Source organism: Actinocrispum sp. NPDC049592 (assembly GCF_040675465.1).
Lineage (GTDB): Bacteria > Actinomycetota > Actinomycetes > Mycobacteriales > Pseudonocardiaceae > Kibdelosporangium.
Genome location: NZ_JBFAPA010000007.1, coordinates 382,428 through 401,582, shown reverse-complemented (window position 1 = coordinate 401,582; position 19,155 = coordinate 382,428). Strand labels below are relative to the sequence as shown.

General features: G+C 67.6%; 22 protein-coding genes. 11 read left to right on the top strand and 11 right to left on the bottom strand.

Features of this window, described 5'->3' with window-relative positions:
* Window positions 1-14 precede the first annotated feature (14 nt).
* Window positions 15-1,244 carry a TRAM domain-containing protein gene (locus AB0J95_RS20815; RefSeq protein ID WP_364759856.1) on the bottom strand — a complete coding sequence of 410 codons (1,230 nt, stop codon included), beginning with the start codon at window positions 1,242-1,244 and terminating at the stop codon, window positions 15-17.
* Complete coding sequence (locus AB0J95_RS20810) at window positions 1,241-3,244, bottom strand: APC family permease (protein WP_364759853.1); 2,004 nt, start codon at window positions 3,242-3,244, stop codon at window positions 1,241-1,243. The genes AB0J95_RS20815 and AB0J95_RS20810 overlap by 4 nt, the downstream gene beginning before the upstream one ends.
* A 138-nt stretch (window positions 3,245-3,382) precedes the next feature.
* Here AB0J95_RS20810 and AB0J95_RS20805 point away from each other — a divergent pair, with 138 nt between their 5' ends.
* Genes AB0J95_RS20805 through AB0J95_RS20795 form a run of 3 tightly spaced genes read left to right on the top strand, consistent with a single transcriptional unit; the run spans window position 3,383 to window position 5,327 of the window.
* Entirely contained in the window at window positions 3,383-4,048 is a 666-nt protein-coding gene (locus AB0J95_RS20805; RefSeq protein ID WP_364759850.1) for a TrkA family potassium uptake protein, read from the top strand.
* 37 nt (window positions 4,049-4,085) lie between these two features.
* Window positions 4,086-4,742: a TrkA family potassium uptake protein gene (locus AB0J95_RS20800; protein ID WP_364759847.1), complete on the top strand. Its 657-nt coding sequence runs from the start codon at window positions 4,086-4,088 to the stop codon at window positions 4,740-4,742.
* Between the two features lie 18 nt (window positions 4,743-4,760).
* Window positions 4,761-5,327 (top strand): GNAT family protein, encoded by a 567-nt coding sequence (locus AB0J95_RS20795; protein WP_364759844.1) that lies wholly within the window; start codon window positions 4,761-4,763, stop codon window positions 5,325-5,327.
* On the opposite strand, the gene AB0J95_RS20790 is transcribed toward AB0J95_RS20795, so the two are convergent.
* On the bottom strand, window positions 5,315-6,028 hold the full coding sequence (locus AB0J95_RS20790; protein WP_364759841.1) for a helix-turn-helix domain-containing protein: 714 nt from the start codon (window positions 6,026-6,028) through the stop codon (window positions 5,315-5,317). The genes AB0J95_RS20795 and AB0J95_RS20790 overlap by 13 nt on opposite strands.
* A 103-nt stretch (window positions 6,029-6,131) precedes the next feature.
* On the opposite strand from AB0J95_RS20790, the gene AB0J95_RS20785 reads away from it, so the two are divergent.
* Window positions 6,132-6,983: an SDR family oxidoreductase gene (locus AB0J95_RS20785; protein ID WP_364759838.1), complete on the top strand. Its 852-nt coding sequence runs from the start codon at window positions 6,132-6,134 to the stop codon at window positions 6,981-6,983.
* Between the two features lie 177 nt (window positions 6,984-7,160).
* On the opposite strand, the gene AB0J95_RS20780 is transcribed toward AB0J95_RS20785, so the two are convergent.
* Together AB0J95_RS20780 and AB0J95_RS20775 are read right to left on the bottom strand one after the other, a co-directional pair.
* On the bottom strand, window positions 7,161-7,898 hold the full coding sequence (locus AB0J95_RS20780) for a DUF3159 domain-containing protein (RefSeq protein WP_364759835.1): 738 nt from the start codon (window positions 7,896-7,898) through the stop codon (window positions 7,161-7,163).
* Window positions 7,895-8,275: an OB-fold nucleic acid binding domain-containing protein gene (locus AB0J95_RS20775; RefSeq protein WP_364759832.1), complete on the bottom strand. Its 381-nt coding sequence runs from the start codon at window positions 8,273-8,275 to the stop codon at window positions 7,895-7,897. Before AB0J95_RS20775 ends, AB0J95_RS20780 begins: the two co-directional genes overlap by 4 nt.
* 223 nt (window positions 8,276-8,498) lie before the next feature.
* Here AB0J95_RS20775 and AB0J95_RS20770 point away from each other — a divergent pair, with 223 nt between their 5' ends.
* The 3 genes from AB0J95_RS20770 (at window position 8,499) to AB0J95_RS20760 (ending at window position 11,088) form a co-directional block, all read left to right on the top strand.
* On the top strand, window positions 8,499-9,107 hold the full coding sequence (locus tag AB0J95_RS20770) for an alpha/beta hydrolase (RefSeq protein WP_364759830.1): 609 nt from the start codon (window positions 8,499-8,501) through the stop codon (window positions 9,105-9,107).
* 104 nt (window positions 9,108-9,211) lie between these two features.
* Window positions 9,212-9,982, top strand: coding sequence for a hypothetical protein (locus AB0J95_RS20765; protein WP_364759827.1), 771 nt, complete (start codon window positions 9,212-9,214; stop codon window positions 9,980-9,982).
* Entirely contained in the window at window positions 9,979-11,088 is a 1,110-nt protein-coding gene (locus AB0J95_RS20760; RefSeq protein WP_364759824.1) for a hypothetical protein, read from the top strand. The genes AB0J95_RS20765 and AB0J95_RS20760 overlap by 4 nt, the downstream gene beginning before the upstream one ends.
* A 110-nt stretch (window positions 11,089-11,198) precedes the next feature.
* Here AB0J95_RS20760 and AB0J95_RS20755 read toward each other — a convergent pair whose 3' ends face one another.
* Both AB0J95_RS20755 and AB0J95_RS20750 read right to left on the bottom strand, forming a co-directional pair.
* Window positions 11,199-11,843, bottom strand: coding sequence for a LysE family translocator (locus AB0J95_RS20755; protein WP_364759821.1), 645 nt, complete (start codon window positions 11,841-11,843; stop codon window positions 11,199-11,201).
* Between the two features lie 248 nt (window positions 11,844-12,091).
* A complete protein-coding gene (locus AB0J95_RS20750; RefSeq protein ID WP_364759818.1) occupies window positions 12,092-12,508 on the bottom strand; it encodes a MarR family transcriptional regulator in 417 nt (138 codons plus the stop codon).
* Between the two features lie 54 nt (window positions 12,509-12,562).
* Between AB0J95_RS20750 and AB0J95_RS20745 the strand changes: the two genes are divergently transcribed.
* A complete protein-coding gene (locus tag AB0J95_RS20745) occupies window positions 12,563-13,342 on the top strand; it encodes an SAM-dependent methyltransferase (protein ID WP_364759815.1) in 780 nt (259 codons plus the stop codon).
* A gap of 389 nt (window positions 13,343-13,731) precedes the next feature.
* Here the strand turns inward: AB0J95_RS20745 and AB0J95_RS20740 are convergent, their stop codons facing one another.
* Window positions 13,732-14,391, bottom strand: coding sequence for a DUF3710 domain-containing protein (locus tag AB0J95_RS20740; RefSeq protein WP_364759812.1), 660 nt, complete (start codon window positions 14,389-14,391; stop codon window positions 13,732-13,734).
* Entirely contained in the window at window positions 14,392-14,871 is a 480-nt protein-coding gene (gene dut, locus AB0J95_RS20735; protein WP_364759809.1) for a dUTP diphosphatase, read from the bottom strand.
* A 24-nt stretch (window positions 14,872-14,895) separates the two neighbouring features.
* On the opposite strand from dut, the gene AB0J95_RS20730 reads away from it, so the two are divergent.
* Window positions 14,896-15,372: a DUF3093 domain-containing protein gene (locus tag AB0J95_RS20730; RefSeq protein WP_364759806.1), complete on the top strand. Its 477-nt coding sequence runs from the start codon at window positions 14,896-14,898 to the stop codon at window positions 15,370-15,372.
* Window positions 15,373-15,431: 59 nt separating this feature from the next.
* Here the strand turns inward: AB0J95_RS20730 and AB0J95_RS20725 are convergent, their stop codons facing one another.
* Window positions 15,432-15,740 carry a DUF4193 domain-containing protein gene (locus AB0J95_RS20725; RefSeq protein ID WP_033391377.1) on the bottom strand — a complete coding sequence of 103 codons (309 nt, stop codon included), beginning with the start codon at window positions 15,738-15,740 and terminating at the stop codon, window positions 15,432-15,434.
* A 461-nt stretch (window positions 15,741-16,201) separates the two neighbouring features.
* Here AB0J95_RS20725 and cei point away from each other — a divergent pair, with 461 nt between their 5' ends.
* Window positions 16,202-16,915: an envelope integrity protein Cei gene (cei, locus tag AB0J95_RS20720; protein WP_364759803.1), complete on the top strand. Its 714-nt coding sequence runs from the start codon at window positions 16,202-16,204 to the stop codon at window positions 16,913-16,915.
* Window positions 16,916-17,514: 599 nt separating this feature from the next.
* Here cei and AB0J95_RS20715 read toward each other — a convergent pair.
* Window positions 17,515-18,315, bottom strand: a complete 801-nt coding sequence (locus AB0J95_RS20715; protein ID WP_364759800.1) for an inositol monophosphatase family protein — start codon at window positions 18,313-18,315, stop codon at window positions 17,515-17,517.
* A gap of 71 nt (window positions 18,316-18,386) precedes the next feature.
* On the opposite strand from AB0J95_RS20715, the gene ppgK reads away from it, so the two are divergent.
* Window positions 18,387-19,148, top strand: a complete 762-nt coding sequence (gene ppgK / locus AB0J95_RS20710) for a polyphosphate--glucose phosphotransferase (RefSeq protein ID WP_364759797.1) — start codon at window positions 18,387-18,389, stop codon at window positions 19,146-19,148.
* The last annotated feature ends 7 nt before the right edge of the window (window positions 19,149-19,155 follow it).

The window sequence follows — 19,155 nt, the reverse complement described above, 5'->3', positions numbered from 1 at the left end:
GCGATGGCGCGCGGCTATTCGCCTCGGGTCAGGAGAGCGACCGCTTCGACGTGGTGGGTCATCGGGAACGCGTCGAACGCGCGCACAAGCTCGAGCCGGTACGAGTGTGTCGCGAAACGGGCGACGTCGCGGCCGAGGGCTGCGGGGTCGCAGGCCACGTAGATGATCCGCGACGGGCCCCGGTCGGCGATCTGGTCGACGACCTCGTGACCGGCGCCTTTTCGCGGTGGATCCAGAACGACCACCTCGGGGTCCGGGCCGTCCAACGGGCCGTTGAGGGCGTCCTCGACGCGGTGCGGAACCACCTCGATCTGAGGCAGGTCGGCGAGAATCCGGCGGCTGTCCGAAGTGACGCGGCTCTGCTCGACGGCACGCACCAGCCCATCGGGCCCGACTTGTTCGGCGAGCACCGACGCGAACAGGCCGACTCCGCTGTACAGATCCCACACACACGATCCCGGAGACGCCTCGGCCCACTCCCCCACGGCGCTCGCCAGGGTGTCCGCGGCGGCGGGATGGACCTGCCAGAACGTGAAGGCGTCCAGCGCCCAATGCCGGCCGGCCGCGAATTCCACCGCTTCGCCGGAACCCTCGATCCGGTCGCGGCGGATGTGCCGGCGGCGGCCGTGCATCTGCACCGGGCCGAGTTGCCGGGAGTTGAACCGTCCCGCGCCATCCCGGACCAGCTCCAGCTCCGCGCCCGGCCGCCATTTCGCGTCCGCCACGGACTCGACCAGACCCGGAACCGTGATCGGGCAATGATCGACCGGCACCACGTCGTGGCTGCGGTGTTCACGAAAACCCGCGACACCGTCGGGGCCGACGGCCATCCGCACGCGCGTACGCCATTCCAGCAACCCGCCGGGAAGTTCCTCGACGAGCACGGGAATGTCCGTGCCTGTTGCCTTGTGCAGGTGCTCCATCAGGACGTCGGCCTTCAACTGGCGTTGAGCCTCCGCGGTCGCGTGCTGCCAGTCGCAACCGCCGCAGCCGCCAGGAACGGCCAGCGAGCACTCCGGCGTCACACGATCCGGTGAAGGCGTCAGGATCTCCACGGCGTCGCCGCGGCAGAACGAGCCGCCCTTGTCCTCGGTCACCTCGACGACGACCCGCTCACCCGGCAGCGCGTGCCGCACGAACACGACCCGCCCCTCCGACCGCGCCACGCAATGCCCGCCATGGGCCACCGCGCCGACGTCGACGGCGAGCCTGCGTCCCTTCCAGTCCAGCTTCGCCCTGGTCACTTACCGTCCTCGCCGTGTAGTCCACGCCGGACCGACCCGGGCGCGATCACGGCCCGCTCGTGCACCTTCGCCGACGACGCCAGCTGCCACGGCACGCTCGTCACCATCACTCCGGGCTGGAACAGCAGACGGCCCTTGAGCCGCAACGCGCTTTGGTTGTGCAGCAAGTGTTCCCACCAACGGCCGACGACGTATTCCGGGATGAACACTGTCACCACATCACGCGGATTCGTGGTGCGCACGCGTTTCACGTAGTCCAGGACGGGCTTGGTGATCTCGCGGTAGGGCGACTCGACGACCTTCAGCGGCACCTTGAACCCGTTGGACTCCCAGTCGGCGACGAGCGCGCGTGTGTCCGCGTCGTCCACGTTCACCGTCACGGCTTCGAGAACGTCCGGCCGCGTCGCCTTCGCGTAGGCCAACGCGCGGCGGGTCGGCAGGTGCAGTTTGGACACCAGGACGATCGCGTGGTTGCGGGACGGCATGATGCCGCGCGAGCCGGTCTGCTCTGCCTCCCGCAGCTCGTCGGCGACCCGGTCGTAGTGCTTCTTGATCCCGGTCATCAACGCGAAGATCGCGGCCATCGCCGCGATGGCGATCCACGCGCCGGCGACGAACTTCGTGATCAGCACGATCACCAGCACCGTGCCGGTCATGATCAGGCCGAAGGCGTTGATCGCCTGCGAACGGCGCATCCGGCGCCGCTCCGACGGGTTGGTCTCGGTGCGCAGCAACCGGTTCCAGTGCCGGATCATGCCGGTCTGGCTGAGCGTGAACGACACGAACACACCCACCGTGTAGAGCGGGATCAGCTTGGTCGGGTCCGCGTCGAACGACACCACCAGCAGGATGGCGAATCCGGCCAGGAACAGGATCCCGTTGGAGAATGCGAGCCGGTCGCCGCGGGTGTGCAGCTGGCGCGGCAGGTACCGGTCCTGCGCGAGGATCGAGCCGAGCACCGGGAAGCCGTTGAACGCGGTGTTGGCGGCCAAGACCAGGATCAGCGCGGTCACCACGATGACGAAGAAGTAGCCGGGCGGGAAGTTGTTGAACACCGCCTCCGACAGCTGCGCGATCACGGTGTGCTGCTCGTATCCGGGCGGCGCGTTGACCAGCTGCTCGGCCGGCTTCTCGGCCATCACGATGCCGGTCACCTTGGCCAGCCAGATCACGCCCATGAACATCGACACGGCGATGATGCCGAGCATCAGCAGGGTGGACGCGGCGTTGCGGGATTTCGGCTTGCGGAAGGCCGGCACGCCGTTGCTGATCGCCTCGACACCGGTCAGCGCCGCGCAGCCCTGAGTGAACGCCCGCAGCACCAGGTAGATGAATCCGATGCCGACCAGGTGATCGTTCTCGGCGTGCAGCTCCAGCCCCGCGCTCGCGGCCTTCACCTCGTCGCCGAGGACCAGCGACCGGGTCAGGCCCCAGACGATCATCAGGAAGATGCCGATCATGAACGCGTAGGTCGGGATGGCGAACGCCGTGCCCGACTCGCGGATGCCGCGCAGGTTCACCGCGGTGAGCACGACGATCGCGACCACCGCGAAGGTGACCTTGTTGTCGGCGATGAACGGAACCAAAGCGCCAAGGTTCGCGGCCGCGGACGAAATGGACACGGCGACCGTCAGCACGTAGTCGACCAGCAGGGCGCTCGCCACGGTGAGGCCCGCATTGGGCCCTATGTTCGTCGTGGCGACCTCGTAGTCGCCACCGCCGCTGGGATATGCGTGCACGTTCTGCCGGTAGCTGGCGACCACGGCGAGCAGCACGATCACGACGACGGCACCGACCCAGGGCGCGTACACGAACCCGGCGATACCGGCGACGCTCAGGGTCAGGAAGATCTCTTCGGGCGCGTACGCGACGCTGGACAGCGCGTCCGAGGCGAACACGGGCAAGGCGACGCGTTTGGGGAGCAGCGTATGGCCCAGGCTGTCGCTCCGAAACGGGCGCCCCACCAGGAGCCGCTTCGCGGCGGTTGAGAACTTCGACACGAGACCACAGCGTATGCGCAGTCGGGGGTCGCGTGGATCTCGGATATCGCACTTGTGGACGTCCTGCTGTCACCCAGGTGGAGCAGAGACCGGTAGGTTCTTCGCGTACGGCTGGAGTGACGGGCGAGGAGGCAGGTCGTGCACGTGGTGATCATGGGGTGCGGCCGGGTCGGGTCGTCACTCGCCGCCGCGCTGGAACGGCTCGGCCACACGGTCGCCGTGATCGACAAGGACGTGCAGGCGTTCCGGCGGCTCGGCCAGGACTTCCACGGATCGCAGGTGGTCGGCGTCGGGTTCGACCGGACCGTGCTGATCAAGGCCGGGATCGAGCGGGCGGGCGCGTTCGCCGCGGTGTCCAGCGGGGACAACTCGAACATCATCTCCGCGCGCGTGGCCCGGGAGACATTCGGCGTCGAGCACGTCGTGGCCCGGATCTACGACCACAAGCGCGCCGCCGTGTACGAGCGCCTGGGCATCCCGACCGTGGCGACCGTGCCGTGGACGACCGACCGGTTCCTGCGCACCTTGCTGCCCGACGGGGTCGCGTCCGCGTGGCGCGAACCGTCCGGGAAGGTCGCGGTGATCCAGCTGCCGGTGCACGAGCTGTGGGCGGGCAAACGGGTGAGCGCCCTGGAGGAGGCCGTCGGCGCGCGGGTGGCGTTCATCATGCGGTTCGGCACCGGGGTACTGCCGGAGGCCAAGACCGTCGTGCAAGCTGATGACGTGATCTACGTGGCCGCGCTCTCTGGGACGGTCGGCGACGTGACCAACGCCGCCGCCCAGCCGCCGGAGGACGACCACTGATGGGCAACTACGGCAGTTACGCAGGAAAGGACCACTGATGCGGGTCGCGATCGCGGGCGCGGGCGCCGTCGGCCGGTCCATCGCCGCCGAACTCGTCGCCGGCGGGCACCAGGTGATGCTCATCGAGCGGCAGGCCGCCCAGTTCGAGCCGCACACCGTCGAGCAGGCCGAATGGGTGCTGGCCGACGCGTGTGAGCTGTCGTCGCTGGAGGACGCCGGGCTGCAGCTGTGCGACGTGGTGATCGCCGCGACCGGTGACGACAAGGTCAACCTGGTGGTTTCGCTGCTGGCCAAGACCGAGTTCGCGGTCCGCCGCGTGGTCGCCCGGGTGAACGACCCGGCCAACGAGTGGCTGTTCACCGAGGCCTGGGGCGTGGATGTCGCGGTGTCGACGCCACGGATCCTGGCGGCGATGGTCGAGGAGGCCGTCAGCGTCGGTGGGCTCGTGCAGCTGCTGACGTTGCGCCAGGGGCAGGCGAACCTGGTGGAGATGACGCTGCCCGAGGACACGCCGCTGGCCGGCAAACCCGTCCGGGACGTCACCCTGCCGCGCGACGCCGCCCTGGTGACGATCCTGCGCGGCGGCCGGGTGATCGTGCCGCAGCCGGAGGACGCCCTCGAACCGGGCGACGAGCTGTTGTTCGTCGCGGCCGCGGACGTGGAGCACGAAATTCGGACGGCCCTGGGCGCCTGATCCGTTAGTGTCCGGGACGTGTACGCACCGTCATTCCCTGTTCAGACCGAACGCCTGACGCTGCGGGTGCACGTTCCCGAGGACATCGACGCGCTGTACGAGATCCGGCGCCTGCCCGAGGTGAACACGTACCTGTACTCCGAAGCGATGACCCGCGAGGAGGTCCAGGCCAAGCTCGACGAGCGGATCGCCAAGTACTCGAAGCTGACCCAGCCCGGCGACTCGGTGATCCTGGCGGTCGTCCGCAACGACACCGGCGAGTTCATCGGGGACGTGACCCTGGTCTGGGCCGATGAGCACCAGCAGGTGGAGATCGGTTACGTGTTCAGCCCGGAACACCACGGGCAGGGGTTCGCGACCGAGGCCGCCCGGAGTCTGCTGCGGATCGCGTTCCAGGACCTCGGCGCCCACCGGGTGATCGGCCGGCTGGACGCGCGCAACGGTGCGTCCGGGCGTGTTCTGGAAAAACTCGGAATGCGGCAGGAGGCGCACTTCCGGGAGAACGAGTTCGTCAAGGGCGAGTGGGTGAGCGAGCTGGTCTACGCGATCCTCGCGACCGAATGGACCGCCGCTCAGCAGACCTGAGCGGGCGGCAGATCGCCCGCGATGTACGAGCCCAGCGAGACTCCCATGGCGGCCCGGAATTCCGCGGCCATGTGCGACTGGTCGTAGTAGCCGCTGTCGGCGGCGAGCCGTGCTCCGCGTTGGCGATGAGCGCGGGCGAGGACGGTCCGGACACGGTTCACGCGCGCGAGCTGTTTCGGTGACATCCCCACCGTGTCGGTGAACAGATTGCGCAGGTGGCGTTCGCTGACATTCAGGTTTCGCGCGGTGTCCCGAACGCGCTCGCGCGTCAGCATCCGGGTCGCCGCGAAGACGAGTTCCCCCGCGGACATCTCAGCGTTCGGGCGGACGGCGACCCGATCCAGCAGCGCTCGCTCGATCCGTTCGACCGCGTGTCCCGGGTCGGCGACCAGTTCGCGGTGAAGCCGAAACCCCGGCGGACCCCATAGTTCGCCAAGCGGCACGGTCCGGCCCACGAGCTCGCTCATCGAGACACCGGTCAGCACACGTCCGCGTCCAGGCCGGAACCGGACGTTGACCGTGAGCGGGACGTCCTTGCCCGGGAAGTACGCCGCCTGCGCGCGAGGACCGAGAACGACAAGGCAGCTTTCCTCGCCGGGCAGGACGCAGAAGATGAGGGATGTGGCGCCGTCCGGTATCCGCGTCTGGGTGCGGTCCTGGCCGTGCAGACCGGTCGTCACCCGGATGTCCCAGAGCTTCACGATTCCACGCTAACCGCGGAAAGGCCCGGCGAGCAGCGAATCACCGCCGACTGTGCCGATTCTTCCTAGGGTCACGGCGCTCGGGCCGGACAGGCTGACATCCATGATTCTGGTAACCGGTGCCACCGGCACGACGGGCAGCATCGTCCTTCGGATCCTGGCTGAAAAGGGCGCCCGAGCTCGGGGAATGAGCCGTACCCCGGACCGGATGCCCACCGGCGTCGAGGCGGTTGAGGGCGACTTCGAAAACCCGGCGTCGCTGCGCGCCGCGCTCGATGGTGTCAGCGCCGTCTACCTGGTCTCGTCGCCGGGTCCGAAGATCGCCGACCATGACCTCGCGCTGATCGCGGCCGCGGCCGGAACGGGCGTCAAGAAGGTCGTCAAGCTGTCCGCGATCGGAACCGGCGATCCGGGGTTCGAGACATCGAGCGGCTGGCACCTCGCCGGCGAGGAAGCGCTCCGCGCGAGCGGCCTGGGGTGGACGATCTTGCGCCCGTCCATGTTCGCCTCGAACTCCCTGGCCTGGGCCGCGCAGATCGACGCGGGCGACCCCATCCCGAACCATTTCGGATCCGGCACGAACGGCGTCGTGGACCCGCGCGACATCGCGGAAGTCGCCGTCGAAGCCCTGCTGTCCGACGACCACAACGGCCAGACCTACACGCTGACCGGTCCCGAACTCCTGACGCTGCCCGACCAAGTGGCCCATCTCAGCGAAGCCCTCGGCCGCCCCATCCGAACCGTCGACACCTCACCAGACCAGATCCGCGTCCACCTGCAAGCGCAGGGCATGCCACAGGACGCAATCGACATGATCGTGCAGGGCTACGAGTTCGTCCGGAAAGGTGGCAACGCCATCGTCACCGCCGACGTCGAACGAGCCCTGGGCCGCCCTCCGCGCACGTTCAAGACCTGGGCCGAAGACCACCGCGCCCTGTTCACCCGGACCCCGTAATCCGCTGGCTCAAGACCGGCCAACATAGAACGCACGTGGCCGAGCCTGCGGCGTTCCGCGAGTTCGGCCGCATCCCGGAATGGCCGCACACGCAGCCAAATCCGCGAGTACGCCAAGCCCGCCGACGCACACAGCGTCGGCGGGCTCACATGTTCAGCGTCTGAGCGAAGGACCGGGCTAGGACGGTTCCTGAGCAGGCGTTTCGTATTTGGCGCGAAGTGCCTTCTCGGCTTCCTCGGTCTCGGCCTGCTCGGCTTCCTCAAGCGCCTTCTGCCGTCTGTCGGACCGACGCACGGCCCATACCGCGATGAGGAGGGCGATCGCGGTGAGCGGGTAGCCCATGCCGATCCGGGCGATGCCGAGCAGAGTCGTCTGGTCTACGTTGTACAGCCACTGCTGGACAACGACGCGCGCGATGAAGACAAGCGTCCAAGCGGCGGTGGCGATGTCGTAGTCGAGGCGGGACTTCTTGTCCGACCGCCACCCTTGGCCGTGGCCGTTCAACGTGCCCCAGATGACACCGACCGCGGGCCAGCGCACCAGGATCGAGATCAGGAATATCGCGCCCAGCGCACCGCTCACCCAGATGCCGTACAGGAAGAAGCCCTTGGCCTCGCCCACCCGGTAGGCGATGAACGCGGCAATGGCCACGCCGAAGATGCCCGAGATCGCGGGCATCAACTGTTCCTTGCGCACGATCCGCCAGATCGCGATCGCCACGGCGACGCCGATCGCGCTCCAGATCGCCGGGGCCATACTGGTCGCCCAGTTGACGATCACGAAGACCGCGACGGGGATGGACGCCGAGATGAACCCGACCATCCCACCCATCTGCTCCCACAGCGTGGGCATCGGCTTCTCGGTGGTCTCTTCGGCCTTGCCCTCGACCGGCTCGGGCTGGCTGGCATCAGTCATGTAGTCGTCTGCAGCTCGTAGTAGGGGTTGTAGAGGACCTTGCGACCGTCCCGCACCGCGATCCGGCCTTTCGCCTTCACCGTGCGGCCGGGCTCGATGCCCGGGATACGGCGCCGACCGAGCCAGACTAATGTCACACCCTCGGTCCCGTCGAACAGCTCGGCCTCCAGCGTGGCGGCCGCGTCGCGGGGCGAGAGCTCGACGCTGCGCAGCCGGCCGAGGACGGTGACCTCCTGCCCGGACCGGCAGTCGCAGGCGCGCTGGGCCCCGCTGGCCTCGGCCTGTTCGGACAGGTCGTCAGCGTCGAGGTCCTCCACCTCGCTGGTCAGTTTCCGAACCAGACGGCGCCAATATCCGTCCCCCTTGTCGCTACCCATTCCCGCTCCTCGATGGTGGGATCGGCCCCGACTCCGACCCGTGCACAATCAGCGTAACCGTTGCAAAGGAGGCAGAACCGTGTCACTCCAGGAACGTCCGGTGAAGGTTGGCCGTTCCCGTTCGACCGGGGTTCGCCGAGCGGTTCTTTTGCCCGGTACCGCCTCGGATGAGATCTTTGTCCGTTCAGTCTTCGAAGGCCCGCTTCGCGCGGTTGGGATCCAGTTGGTCGCACCCGCCCCGCAGACGCCATCCGCCCTGGTCGACGCCCATTTCGCGATTCTCACGGAATGCTCGGCGGACGGCCCGGTCCTGGCCGGCGGGGTCTCTCTCGGGGCTCATCTGGCCGTCGAGTGGGCGCTGGCGCATCCAGACCGCTGCGCGGGGCTGCTGCTTGCGCTGCCGGCATGGAACGGCGCACCGGACGACGCGCCCGCCGCCATGTCGGCGCGAGTCAGCGCGTCCGCCGTCCGGTCGCAAGGACTGGACGCGACCCTCGCCGCGGTCGACGCCGAGCCATGGCTCGCTGCGGAACTGGAGCGGTCCTGGCGCCGGACCGGAGACGACCTGGCGGACAGTCTGGACATCGCGGCCACCCGGCCGGCGCCGGAGATTTCGGATCTGGCGCGAATCGCGGTCCCGACCGGGATCGCGGCCTGTTCGGACGACCCGGTGCACCCACACGCGGTCGCCGAACGCTGGGCCGCCATGATCCCCGGAGCCGAGTTGGTCACAACGACGCTGAGTGATCTAGGCACAGACCGTGAGTCCCTGGGACGAGCTGCGGTGTTGGCGTGGCTCAGGTCCACTCGCATCACACATTTGGAGCAATAGCCGGAATCGGCGTTGCTCCGAACCGGCGAAACCGATGCGGTCTAAGAGTGGGATCGCGTCGCGGCTCTTGTTCGTATCCTTGCGTTGCGTAACCGTCTCGCGGCGTGAGCATTTATGTGACCGGCCTGTTCTGGGTCCTGGGCGCGGCCGTGGCGGCCGCCTTGATCGCCTTGCTGATCCACCGGATCAGCTCGAGCTCCAACCGCAGCAGCAACAACGACGTGGCCGGTCAGGTGTTCACGATCGTCGCGGGACTGCATGCCGTGCTGCTGGCCTTCGTGCTGATCTCCTTATTCGACGCGGTGAGCGCCGCCCGCAGCGATTCCACGAACGAAGCGAACAACCTCGTCGCCGTCACCTGGGCGGCCGACTCCCTCCCCGAACCCGCGCACACGAAGGTAAGCGAGCTCGCGTCGGCCTACACCACCATCGTGGTGAACAAGGAATGGCCGCAGATGCGCGACACGGGCAAGGTCGACGCCTCCGAAGGCTGGGACAAACTCAACGAACTGCGCGACACGATCGCCAACACCCAGACGGCGGACAACGACGACTGGCAGGCGAGCCGCAAGCAGACCGCGACCGATCAGCTGTGGGAGGCCTACCAGAACCGGCAGGCACGTCTCGACGCAGCGGCAAGCAATGGTGTGAGCACAGTGGTGTGGTTCGCGCTGGTGCTGGGCAGCGTGATGTCGATGGGCCTGGTCTACCTGCACGGCGGCCCGCGGATGATCCCGCTCGCGTTGATCTCCGGGACGTTGGCAGCCGCGATCACGTTGCTGCTGTTCGCGATTGACCAGCTGCAGAACCCGTTCAGCGGCGGTGCCGCGGTCGGTCCGGACGCGTTCACGGCCGTGCTGGACCGGCTGAGTTGAACCGGCTCCCCCACATCACTCTCGCCGCCGCGATCCTGATGGCATCCGGGCTCGCCGGGGCGGCACCCGCCGCTGCCGCCGATGGCGCGTGTGACGCTTTCGAGGTCTACACACCGAAACACGATTCATCGTCCACAATGGTCCGCCTCGCCCTGCCCGAGGGGTCCGCCAGGGAACTGCGGACGTTCGGAAACGAACTGAACGCCATCGGGTACGCGCCGGGCCAGAACCTGCTGTACGGGATCTCAACGCGTTCACATGTGGTCACACTCGACCCTGGCGGCGCGGTGGTCGACCGCGGAAAGGTTCACGACGTCGGCGACGCCACCGCGGGCGCGATCTCCGGCTCGACGTTGTTCCTGCGCGACGGCTCTCGCCTGCTGTCGTTGGACATCAACCCGGCCAGCCCCACGTATCTGACGATCACGCACGTGAAGTGGCTGTCCTGGTTCGCCGATGTCGACGATTTCGACTTCGGCCCGGACGCCAAACTGTACGGCGTCACGAGCAACGGAACCGTGGTCAGCATCGACCCGCTGCATGGCACGGTGAAGACCATCGCCCGGCCGAAGATCCTGCCGCACGGCACATATGGCGCGATCCTGATGGCACCAGGACGAGTCCTCTACGCGATCAACAACCGGACGGGCGGCTCCAGCCGCCTCTACCGCATCCCGTTGTCCGCACCCGAAACCGCAACACAGGTCGCGTCGTTCCCCGCTGCTGACACCACTGACGCCGCAGGCTGCCTGACGCCGCCCCCGGTCATCGAACCTCCGGCACCACCCCGGTCCATACCTCTCCCACCGCCGCCTCCGCCCGCCCCGATCCCACCTCCACCACGGATTTCGTCCCCACCGCGAACTCCAGTCACCACCACAACTCCCCGACCCCAACCCGTCCGCCAGCAACCACCCGCACCGCCACCAAGTCCGCCACCGCCACCACCACCGCGAACCACCCACAAACCTCCGCCCTCACCGCCCAAACCAGTCGCGGCCGAAGCGCCTCCGGACACCGCGAAAAAACGCCGCTGGGCGCTGACCACGTTGATCCTGGTGTTGGGCGCGGGAGCCGCAGTCGCCGCGACAGTCCGCAACCGATGATCAACTTCGTACCGCGGATACCCAGCACAGAGCCAGTTTTCGTGCTGAGCACGAACGCAGCTCGCGCTCAGCGCGACCAACAAGGCGTGCCGACCGAACGATGCGGTCAGTCAGCTCTGTTCAGCGAAAGCGAGGAGCCCACCCAGCCCGACCATGGTGAGACCAGTACCGATTCGCTGCCGGATACGCCACTGCGGGTTCTGCCGCAACTTCCCGCCCACATACCCGGCGAAGATCGCGACCAGCAGGTCGACCGTCACCGCCATTCCCACCGCGATCAGTCCGAGCACCATGAACACGAGCGGCGCCGGATCCCGCTCCGGATGCACGAAGTGCGGAAGCAACGCGAGGAAGTACAGAGCGGTCTTGGGGTTCAGCACCTCCGACAGCACCCCCTGCAGGACCACCGACCGCCGCTTGCCCTCGCGGCCCGCCACATCGTCGGCAAGCACGGCCGTCTCCGCGTCGTCCTTACCGAACAACGTCTTCAGCCCGAGGTAGACCAGGTAAGCCGCGCCAGCCAGCTTCACCACCGTGAACGCAGTCGCCGACGTGGCCAACAACGCGGACAACCCGAACGCAGCCGCGACAACGTGCACACACGCGCCGATCCCATTGCCCACCACGGATCGGATGCCCTCCGAGCGCCCACCGCGCAAACTGCGCGCCAGGACGTAGAAGATCCCGGGGCCAGGCATGATCGCGAAGAGCGTGGCCGTCCCAAGAAACACGAGCCATTCCGCGGAATCGGGCATCCCCGCAAGCTACCGGTCTGCGGCCGGCGACGGGACTCACTCGTGGCCAATCTCCCACAAGATCAGCGATTCATCAGATCGGCGAAACGCGGTACACACAGGACTCCGATCTCGGGACCGTCCGGTTACCGCCATCGGCCTGAACCCAAGCAGCAGCGCAGCCGCCTTCGCGCCCGACGCCCTGTCGAACCCCGAACTCATCCCGCCCGGCCGACGTTCGCGTTCGTCAAGGATCCTTGGGGATGGCGCTAGCGCTTCGCGAGAAGTACCGCCAACTCTTCGAGCAGGTCGACCACCCACTGCGTTCGTTCGGGATCCTCGATGGCCCCGGCGATCGCCTCGTTGATGTCGCGGTTCGCGCGGCGCGTGATGGCATCCATCGCTTCGGGTTCGACCTGAACCCGGATCCGGCGGCCGTCAAGCGGGTCGGGGGCGGTCTGGACGATGCCGCGCTCCTTGAGTTTCGCGATCGACACGGACACGTGGCTCTGCACGAATCCGGTCCGATCGCGAATCTCGTTGACCGAGCTGTCCGGATTCTTGATCACATCCTCCAGCACAGCCACCTGCCCGGCGGTGAGCGCTGGGTCGTAGTCCTGTCCGGTCGCGGTCCGGGAGATCTCGATCAGTCGCCGGCCAAGCCGGTACAGCTGCCCGCCATCCATATCTAGAACGATACATCTTCGCAGAACTATCGTTGCAGATGTATCGTCGGAGATATGGATAGGCTCGGCATGACCGCGCTAGGTATGGCCGCAGTGCGGGCGATGGAGAGCAAGCGCGCGGATCGACTCTTCGACGATCCGCAGGCACAGCTGTTCCTTGACGCCATGCCTGGCGCCTTCGACCAGTACTTCACGTCCGACACGAAATCGCTCGGCGCGATGTTCGCCGCCCACGGCGCCATCCGAACGAGGTTCTTCGACGACTTCCTGCTGGGCGCCGGGTGCCGCCAAGTCGTGCTCCTGGCCGCGGGCCTGGACACCCGCGCATTCCGTCTGGACTGGCCGGCCGGGGTGCATCTGTTCGAACTGGACGTGCCAGACGTCCTCGCGTTCAAGGAACCGGTCCTGGCCCACCACGAACCCCGCTGCGTACGGATCACGGTTCCCGCAGATCTACGCACGGACTGGCCGACGCGTCTGATCGCAGCCGGGTTCTCACCCACGACACCGACTGCATGGCTTGCGGAGGGCCTGCTGATCTACCTCGCGGCGACGGAGGCCACGAACCTCCTTCAGGCGATCACCGAAAAGTTGTCACCGGGCTGCAAGCTGGCCTTCGAACACTCACAAGCCGACCAGCTGCGCACACGCGCCAGCGCGATGCCGTCCATGCACGACTTCACCGAAATGTGGAAAAGCGACTCCGACCAGGACTTCGTCGCCTGGCTCGTGGGCCATGGCTGGGCTCCGGAGATCCACAAGGAGGTCAGCTACGGCCGGTCCGGATACAGCGGCCAGTTCGTCACGGCCGAGTTCACTCAGAACGCGAACTGAGTCCGCTCCCATGCCGTTTCCGGGATCTTGGTTCCGGGATCTTCCACCAACCGGCTCGCGAACCTGGTCAGGCAACGCTCCATCGATCCTGCAAGCCGTCTAGGCCGAACTGAGCGTGCTGGCACGACATCATGAGTTCACATCCGGCCCGAACGGCCTCGCTGCGGTTCCACGAACCGACTGCAGACGACGGCGAACACGGCCTCTCGATCCTCACAAGAGCCGCACACGACATTCCGAAGATCGACGAACAAGCCGACGCCTTCGAGCACACAACCCCGGCTGAAGCGTCCGGAGGTCAATCAGGACGCAGCGCCGCCATATGGCGGGTACTCGAAGACGTCGGCGATCGTTTGAGTCGGCGTTATTTGTCAGGTGGACTGCTGGAGTCAGCCGCCTTGCTCGGCGATGTGCTGAGCGATCTCGGGTGGCAGCTCGATCGGCAACGGATCACGGACCGGCCATGGCTGCGTACCGCGAACGACGACCGTGCCGCGGACTAGCGTCCGCAACCCGTGGGCGGCCTGAGCGGCCTGGTCCTGTGGGCCTGCGACGACGGCGCGCAGCATCCACCGCGGACCGTCCACCCCGATGAACCGCACCGCGAGGTCACCCTGCGAGGCCATCAGCTCCTGGCCCCACTCGCCGGCCGCGCTCCGCACGGCCGCGCCACCGGCCTTGAGCTCCTCGGCCAGTTCCCCGCAGACCTCTTCCCAGAGACCGCCGGACCGCGGCGCCGCGTAGGCGTGCACGGTCATCTGCCCGCTCGGGGTCGCGACATGCACGGCCTTCACCACCCCCGGTTCGGCCATCTCCACCTGCAGTTGGGCGCCGTCCGGCACCGGCAGCAGGATGGACCCCAGGTTCAGCCGCGCGATGCCGTCGTCGGGCACGTCCTCCGCGTCGAACGGCCCGGACAGTGACTCGAGGTCACCCTGACTGGGCTCGAACTCGTCGTCGTCCGCACCGGCCTCGTCGTAGTCGTCGAAGTCCGGCTCGACGTGCTCGTCGGCGGGCCGGTCCCGTCGGCGTCGCCCGAAAAGTGCCACCTATTCCTCCGTGTCGCGTGCTGAGGCCGCGAGTACCGCGTGCCCACCGGTCGAGCCGTATCCGCCCGCCCCCCTGGGTGAGTCCGCCAGCTCTTCCACTTCTTGAAATACCGCATGTTCGACCTTCTGCACGACCAGTTGAGCGATCCGGTCGCCGCGCCGCAGCCGGATCGGCTCGCGCAGGTCGTGGTTGATCAGGCAGACCTTGATCTCGCCGCGGTAGCCCGAGTCGATCGTGCCTGGGGTGTTGACGACGCTCAGGCCGGCTCTAGCCGCCAGTCCGGAACGAGGATGAACGAACGCCGCGTAGCCGTCGGGCAGCGCGATGGCGACACCGGTGCCGATCGTCGCGCGCTCTCCAGGCGCTATGACGACGTCCGAGGTGGTCACCAGATCGGCGCCGGCGTCGCCGGGCCGGGCGTAGGACGGGAGCGGTACACCGGGGTCGAGCCGGGAAATCAGGACCTGCACGCTGGGCACGAGCGGCGAGACTACCCTGGAGCTGTGCCCGACACCTCGAACGCCCACTCCGAGCGGCTCTCCGTCGCCTGGTGGGGATGGCCGCTCCCGCTCGTCGCCGCCGGGTTGCTGGCCGCCGAAATCCACATGGGCTACCCCGGAGTGCGGGCCTGGCTGCCGTATGTCGTGCTGCTGCCGTTGACGGGTCTCGTGATGTTCCTGGCCGGGCGTGCGCGGGTCCGGATCACCGATGACGAGCTGTGGGTCGGTGAAGCGCACCTGCCGTTGAAGTTCGCCGGTGAGGTCGACGTGCTCACCGGGCACGAGAAGCGTCCGGCGCTGGGCCGGGACCTCGATCCAGCCGCCTACGTGCTGCACAAGGGCTGGATACCCACAGCCGTCCGAGTTCAGCTCACCGACCCGGACGACCCCACGCCGTACTGGCTGTTCAGCACCCGTCACCCCGAGCGGGTGGCCGAGCTGCTGCGCCAGAAGGCCCCGGAAACAACGCCGGGTACCTGACCAACGGCCAGGTACCCGGGAATCGGACTTGTTCTGTTGTTCTCCGTCGTGCGGTCTCGTCAGGCGCAGTCGCGGCAGACGTACAAGCCGTCGCGCTCCTCGGCGAGCCTGCTCCGGTGATGCACCAGGAAGCAGTGCGAACAAGTGAACTCGTCCGCCTGCTTGGGAATCACCTTCACGGTCAGGTCCTCGCCGGAGAGGCCGGACAGGTCGGCACCGGGGAGCTCGAAGTTCTCAGCGGTATCCGACTCGTCGACGTCGACAACACCGGACTGCGTCTCGTTTCGGCGCGCCTTCAACTCCTCAAGGGAGTCCTCGGCGAGGTCGTCGGCCTCGCTGCGGCGAGGAGCGTCGTAGTCGGTCGCCATCTTGTTTTCACCCCTGCGGTCAAATCTCTAGGATGCTCTCGTGCCGCTGGTCAACGTTCCAGGGACGCGTTTTGTGCCCGCCATTTGAGTGACGGGCGTCTCCCCTGGTCGCGGTGGGAGTCTTGGCCAACCGAATCGATTCGGCCCTCGCTCTTCGGCGACCGGAGCGCGCAGAGGGTAGCCCATCCCGCGCCCGTTCAGTCAACGCATCACCCCTTCGGGTGTGTTCCCGATCGGGCGACATCCAATCCGAACCGGTGCCGTCGAGCGGAACACCCTTGCCGGAAGGGCCCGCACGTGGTCGGATACCTGCGATGTCTCACTGTCCGCGATCATTGAGTCGCGCCGGGCTACGTCCGACACGGAGCGTTGCCCCGGTGCCCCTGGTTCGGCTGAAACGCCTAGGCTGATCAGCAGCGACGGGTAGAGGTAGGAACTGGCCGGCGACGGAGGGTGGGCACGTGACTGCGGGGAGTTCGGGTGGGGGTGAGCGGGCCCTGAAATACCGCAAGCGGCGGCCGATTCCCGCGCTGATCATGCTGGTCTTACTCGGCCTTGGGGCGGGCATCGTCTGGCTGCAGGTCATCGACAAGAAGCAGGACAACCAGGCCGGGGTGCACTGTGACCCGCCGCCGCCGGTGACCGCGGAATCCGGAAAGCCGCCGCCACCGCCCGCGCCCACCTTGGGTCAGCATGTGGACCAGGCGGGTCTCGACCAGACCGGGGCGGCGTCGCCGGACCAGTCGCAGATTCGCGTCCTGAACGCCAGCGGGCAGCGCGGCGAAGCCGCCTTGATCACGGAGAGTCTGCGTCAGCTGGGGTTCAGCCAAATCGGCAAACCTGATGACGACAACATCTACCCGCACGGCACTCTGGCGTGCCGCGGGCAGATCCGGTTCGGTCCGCAGGGCGCGGCCGCCGCCCGGACGTTGAGCCTGATCGAGCCGTGCGCCGAACTGGTCAAGGACAACCGCCAGGACGCGACCGTGGACTTCGTGCTCGGCCGGAAGTTCGACGACCTTCAGGTGCGGCCCGAAACCCGCCAGGCGCTCAAGCAGGTGCTGGACTGGACGGCCCAGCATCCGGCCGAGTCCGGCGGTCTCCAGTCGGTCCAGGGCCAGGGCGCACCGATCGACCCGGCGTTGCTCGAGACGATCCGCAAGCCGACCTGTTAGCCACCTGACGCTCCCAAGTGGCCCTGATGTGGACGCCACCACCCACGTCCGGGCCACTTTTCGCGTTGACCGCGAACTCGGGCCAGCCCCATCGAGCGGGCTCGAATCCAGGACATCACACGAAGCGCGACGCCAAACCGGCCGCGGCTGTGCACGGGTGTCCCTGAACGTCTGCCTATAGAGGCGGCGTCAGCATTACGCCCGGAGGTCCGTCCGCACGCCGGATTCCGCCATCGCCCCAGACTCGACACATTCCGATTCTGGACAAGCCGAACCGAGCGGCACGCCCAAGATCCACCTACCGCCCAGCCCTACCGGCCGCTGGGCAGCCCAACACGCCGCCGAAGTTCCTGGCGCACCGGACACGATGCCCATCACGGAGCCCAGCCAGCCCACGTCACGGCCTCGTCCGAAATGGACAAGCCCGGCCAACCTCGATCGCAACGGCCACCAGCGCGGCCCCACAGAGCCCTCGAATCCCTCCCAGCGAAGCAAAACGCAGGAGCACGAACCGGTCCCCACCAGTTCACGCTCGGTCCGAACAAGACTTCTCGACACCGTGCGATGGACCATACCGACGGCCACCGACAAAACCGGCGCTAGAGGACGTCGGCCACCCCACACTCGAGAAGCACTTTCCGCAGCTCATCGGCGACTCCAGGCGCGGCAGCGAAAATCGCGCCACCCAGCTCACCGGAGTCCGGCAGCGACACGACCGCGCCGGCCTCAGCGGCGATGAGCGAGCCGGCCGCCCAGTCCCACCGGTTCAGTCCATGCTCGACATAGCCGTCCACCCACCCCGCGGCGACCATGCAGAGGTCCAAAGCAGCCGAACCGGTGCGCCGCACGTCCCGGACGCGCCCGAGCAACCGCGCCACGAACTCCGCCTGTCGTGTACGCCGTTCGGCCCGGTACCCGAAACCGGTCGCCAGGAGCGCCAGCTCGGTCCGGTCCGTCGTGGACGCCCGCAGCGGCACGCCGTCCAACGTCGCCCCCTGGCCGAGCGCCGCCGACCACTGTCGCCCCGACGAGGGCTCCACCACGGCCCCTGCAACGGTCGCACCGTCCAACTGAACCGCCACGGACACCGAGTACCAGGGAAATCCGTAGAGATAGTTCACGGTGCCGTCGATCGGGTCCACGACCCAGCACACACCATCACCACCGCTACCGTCCGCACCTTCCTCCTCGCCGAGTACCGCCTCACCCGGCCGCAACTCGGCCAGCCGTTCCCGGACGAGACGCTCCGCGGCACGGTCCCCGGCGGTGACCGGGTCAGTCGCGCTCGACTTGGTCGCGACATCCCGTACCGCTGAACGCCGGGTGGACTCCACCAGTTCGGCCGCCTCGGCGGCCACCCGGACGGCGACTTCGAGCAACTTGTCCCGCAGATGGACCATGGGTACATCGGACCACATCAGATATCGTCCTGGTCACCAGGAACTGAATCGTGAAGGAAAGGACCACCGGGATGGCTGGAACCCGCGGCTTCGGGGTGGACATCGGCGGTTCCGGGATCAAGGGCTGCGTGGTCGATCTCGAGGCTGGTCATCTGCTCGGGGAACGCCTGCGGACGGTCACCCCGCAGCCGTCGGACCCGGACTCCGTGGCCGACATCGTGGTCAAGACGGTGGAGCAGTTCGGCTGGGACGGCCCCGTCGGGGTGACCCTGCCGACCGTGGTGAAACACGGCAAGGCTCTGTCGGCCGCGAACATCGACAAGAAGTGGATCGGCACGGACGCGCACGCCCTGTTCACCGAACGGCTCGGCCGCAAGCCCGGCGAGGTCGTCGTGCTCAACGACGCCGACGCCGCGGGCATGGCAGAAATTCGTTACGGATCGGATATCGACCGATCGGGCGTCGTGGTTCTGCTGACTTTCGGCACCGGGATCGGCAGCGCCGTGTTCCTGGACGGCGAACTGGTCCCGAACACGGAATTCGGTCACCTGGAGGTCGACGGGCACGACGCGGAGACGCGAGCGGCCGCTTCGGTGAAGGACGACCAGGACCTGACCTGGGAGGAGTGGGCCAAGCGGGTAAGCCGCTACCTGCGCAGACTCGAGGATCTGGTCTGGCCGGACCTGATCATCGCGGGTGGCGGCGTGAGCAAGAAGGCGGACAAGTGGCTGCCGTTGCTCGATGTGCGGACAAAGGTCGTCGCGGCCGAATTGCGCAACGACGCGGGGATTGTCGGTGCCGCTGTCGCGGCGGATATCGGCGTGCAGCACTGACCTGCGC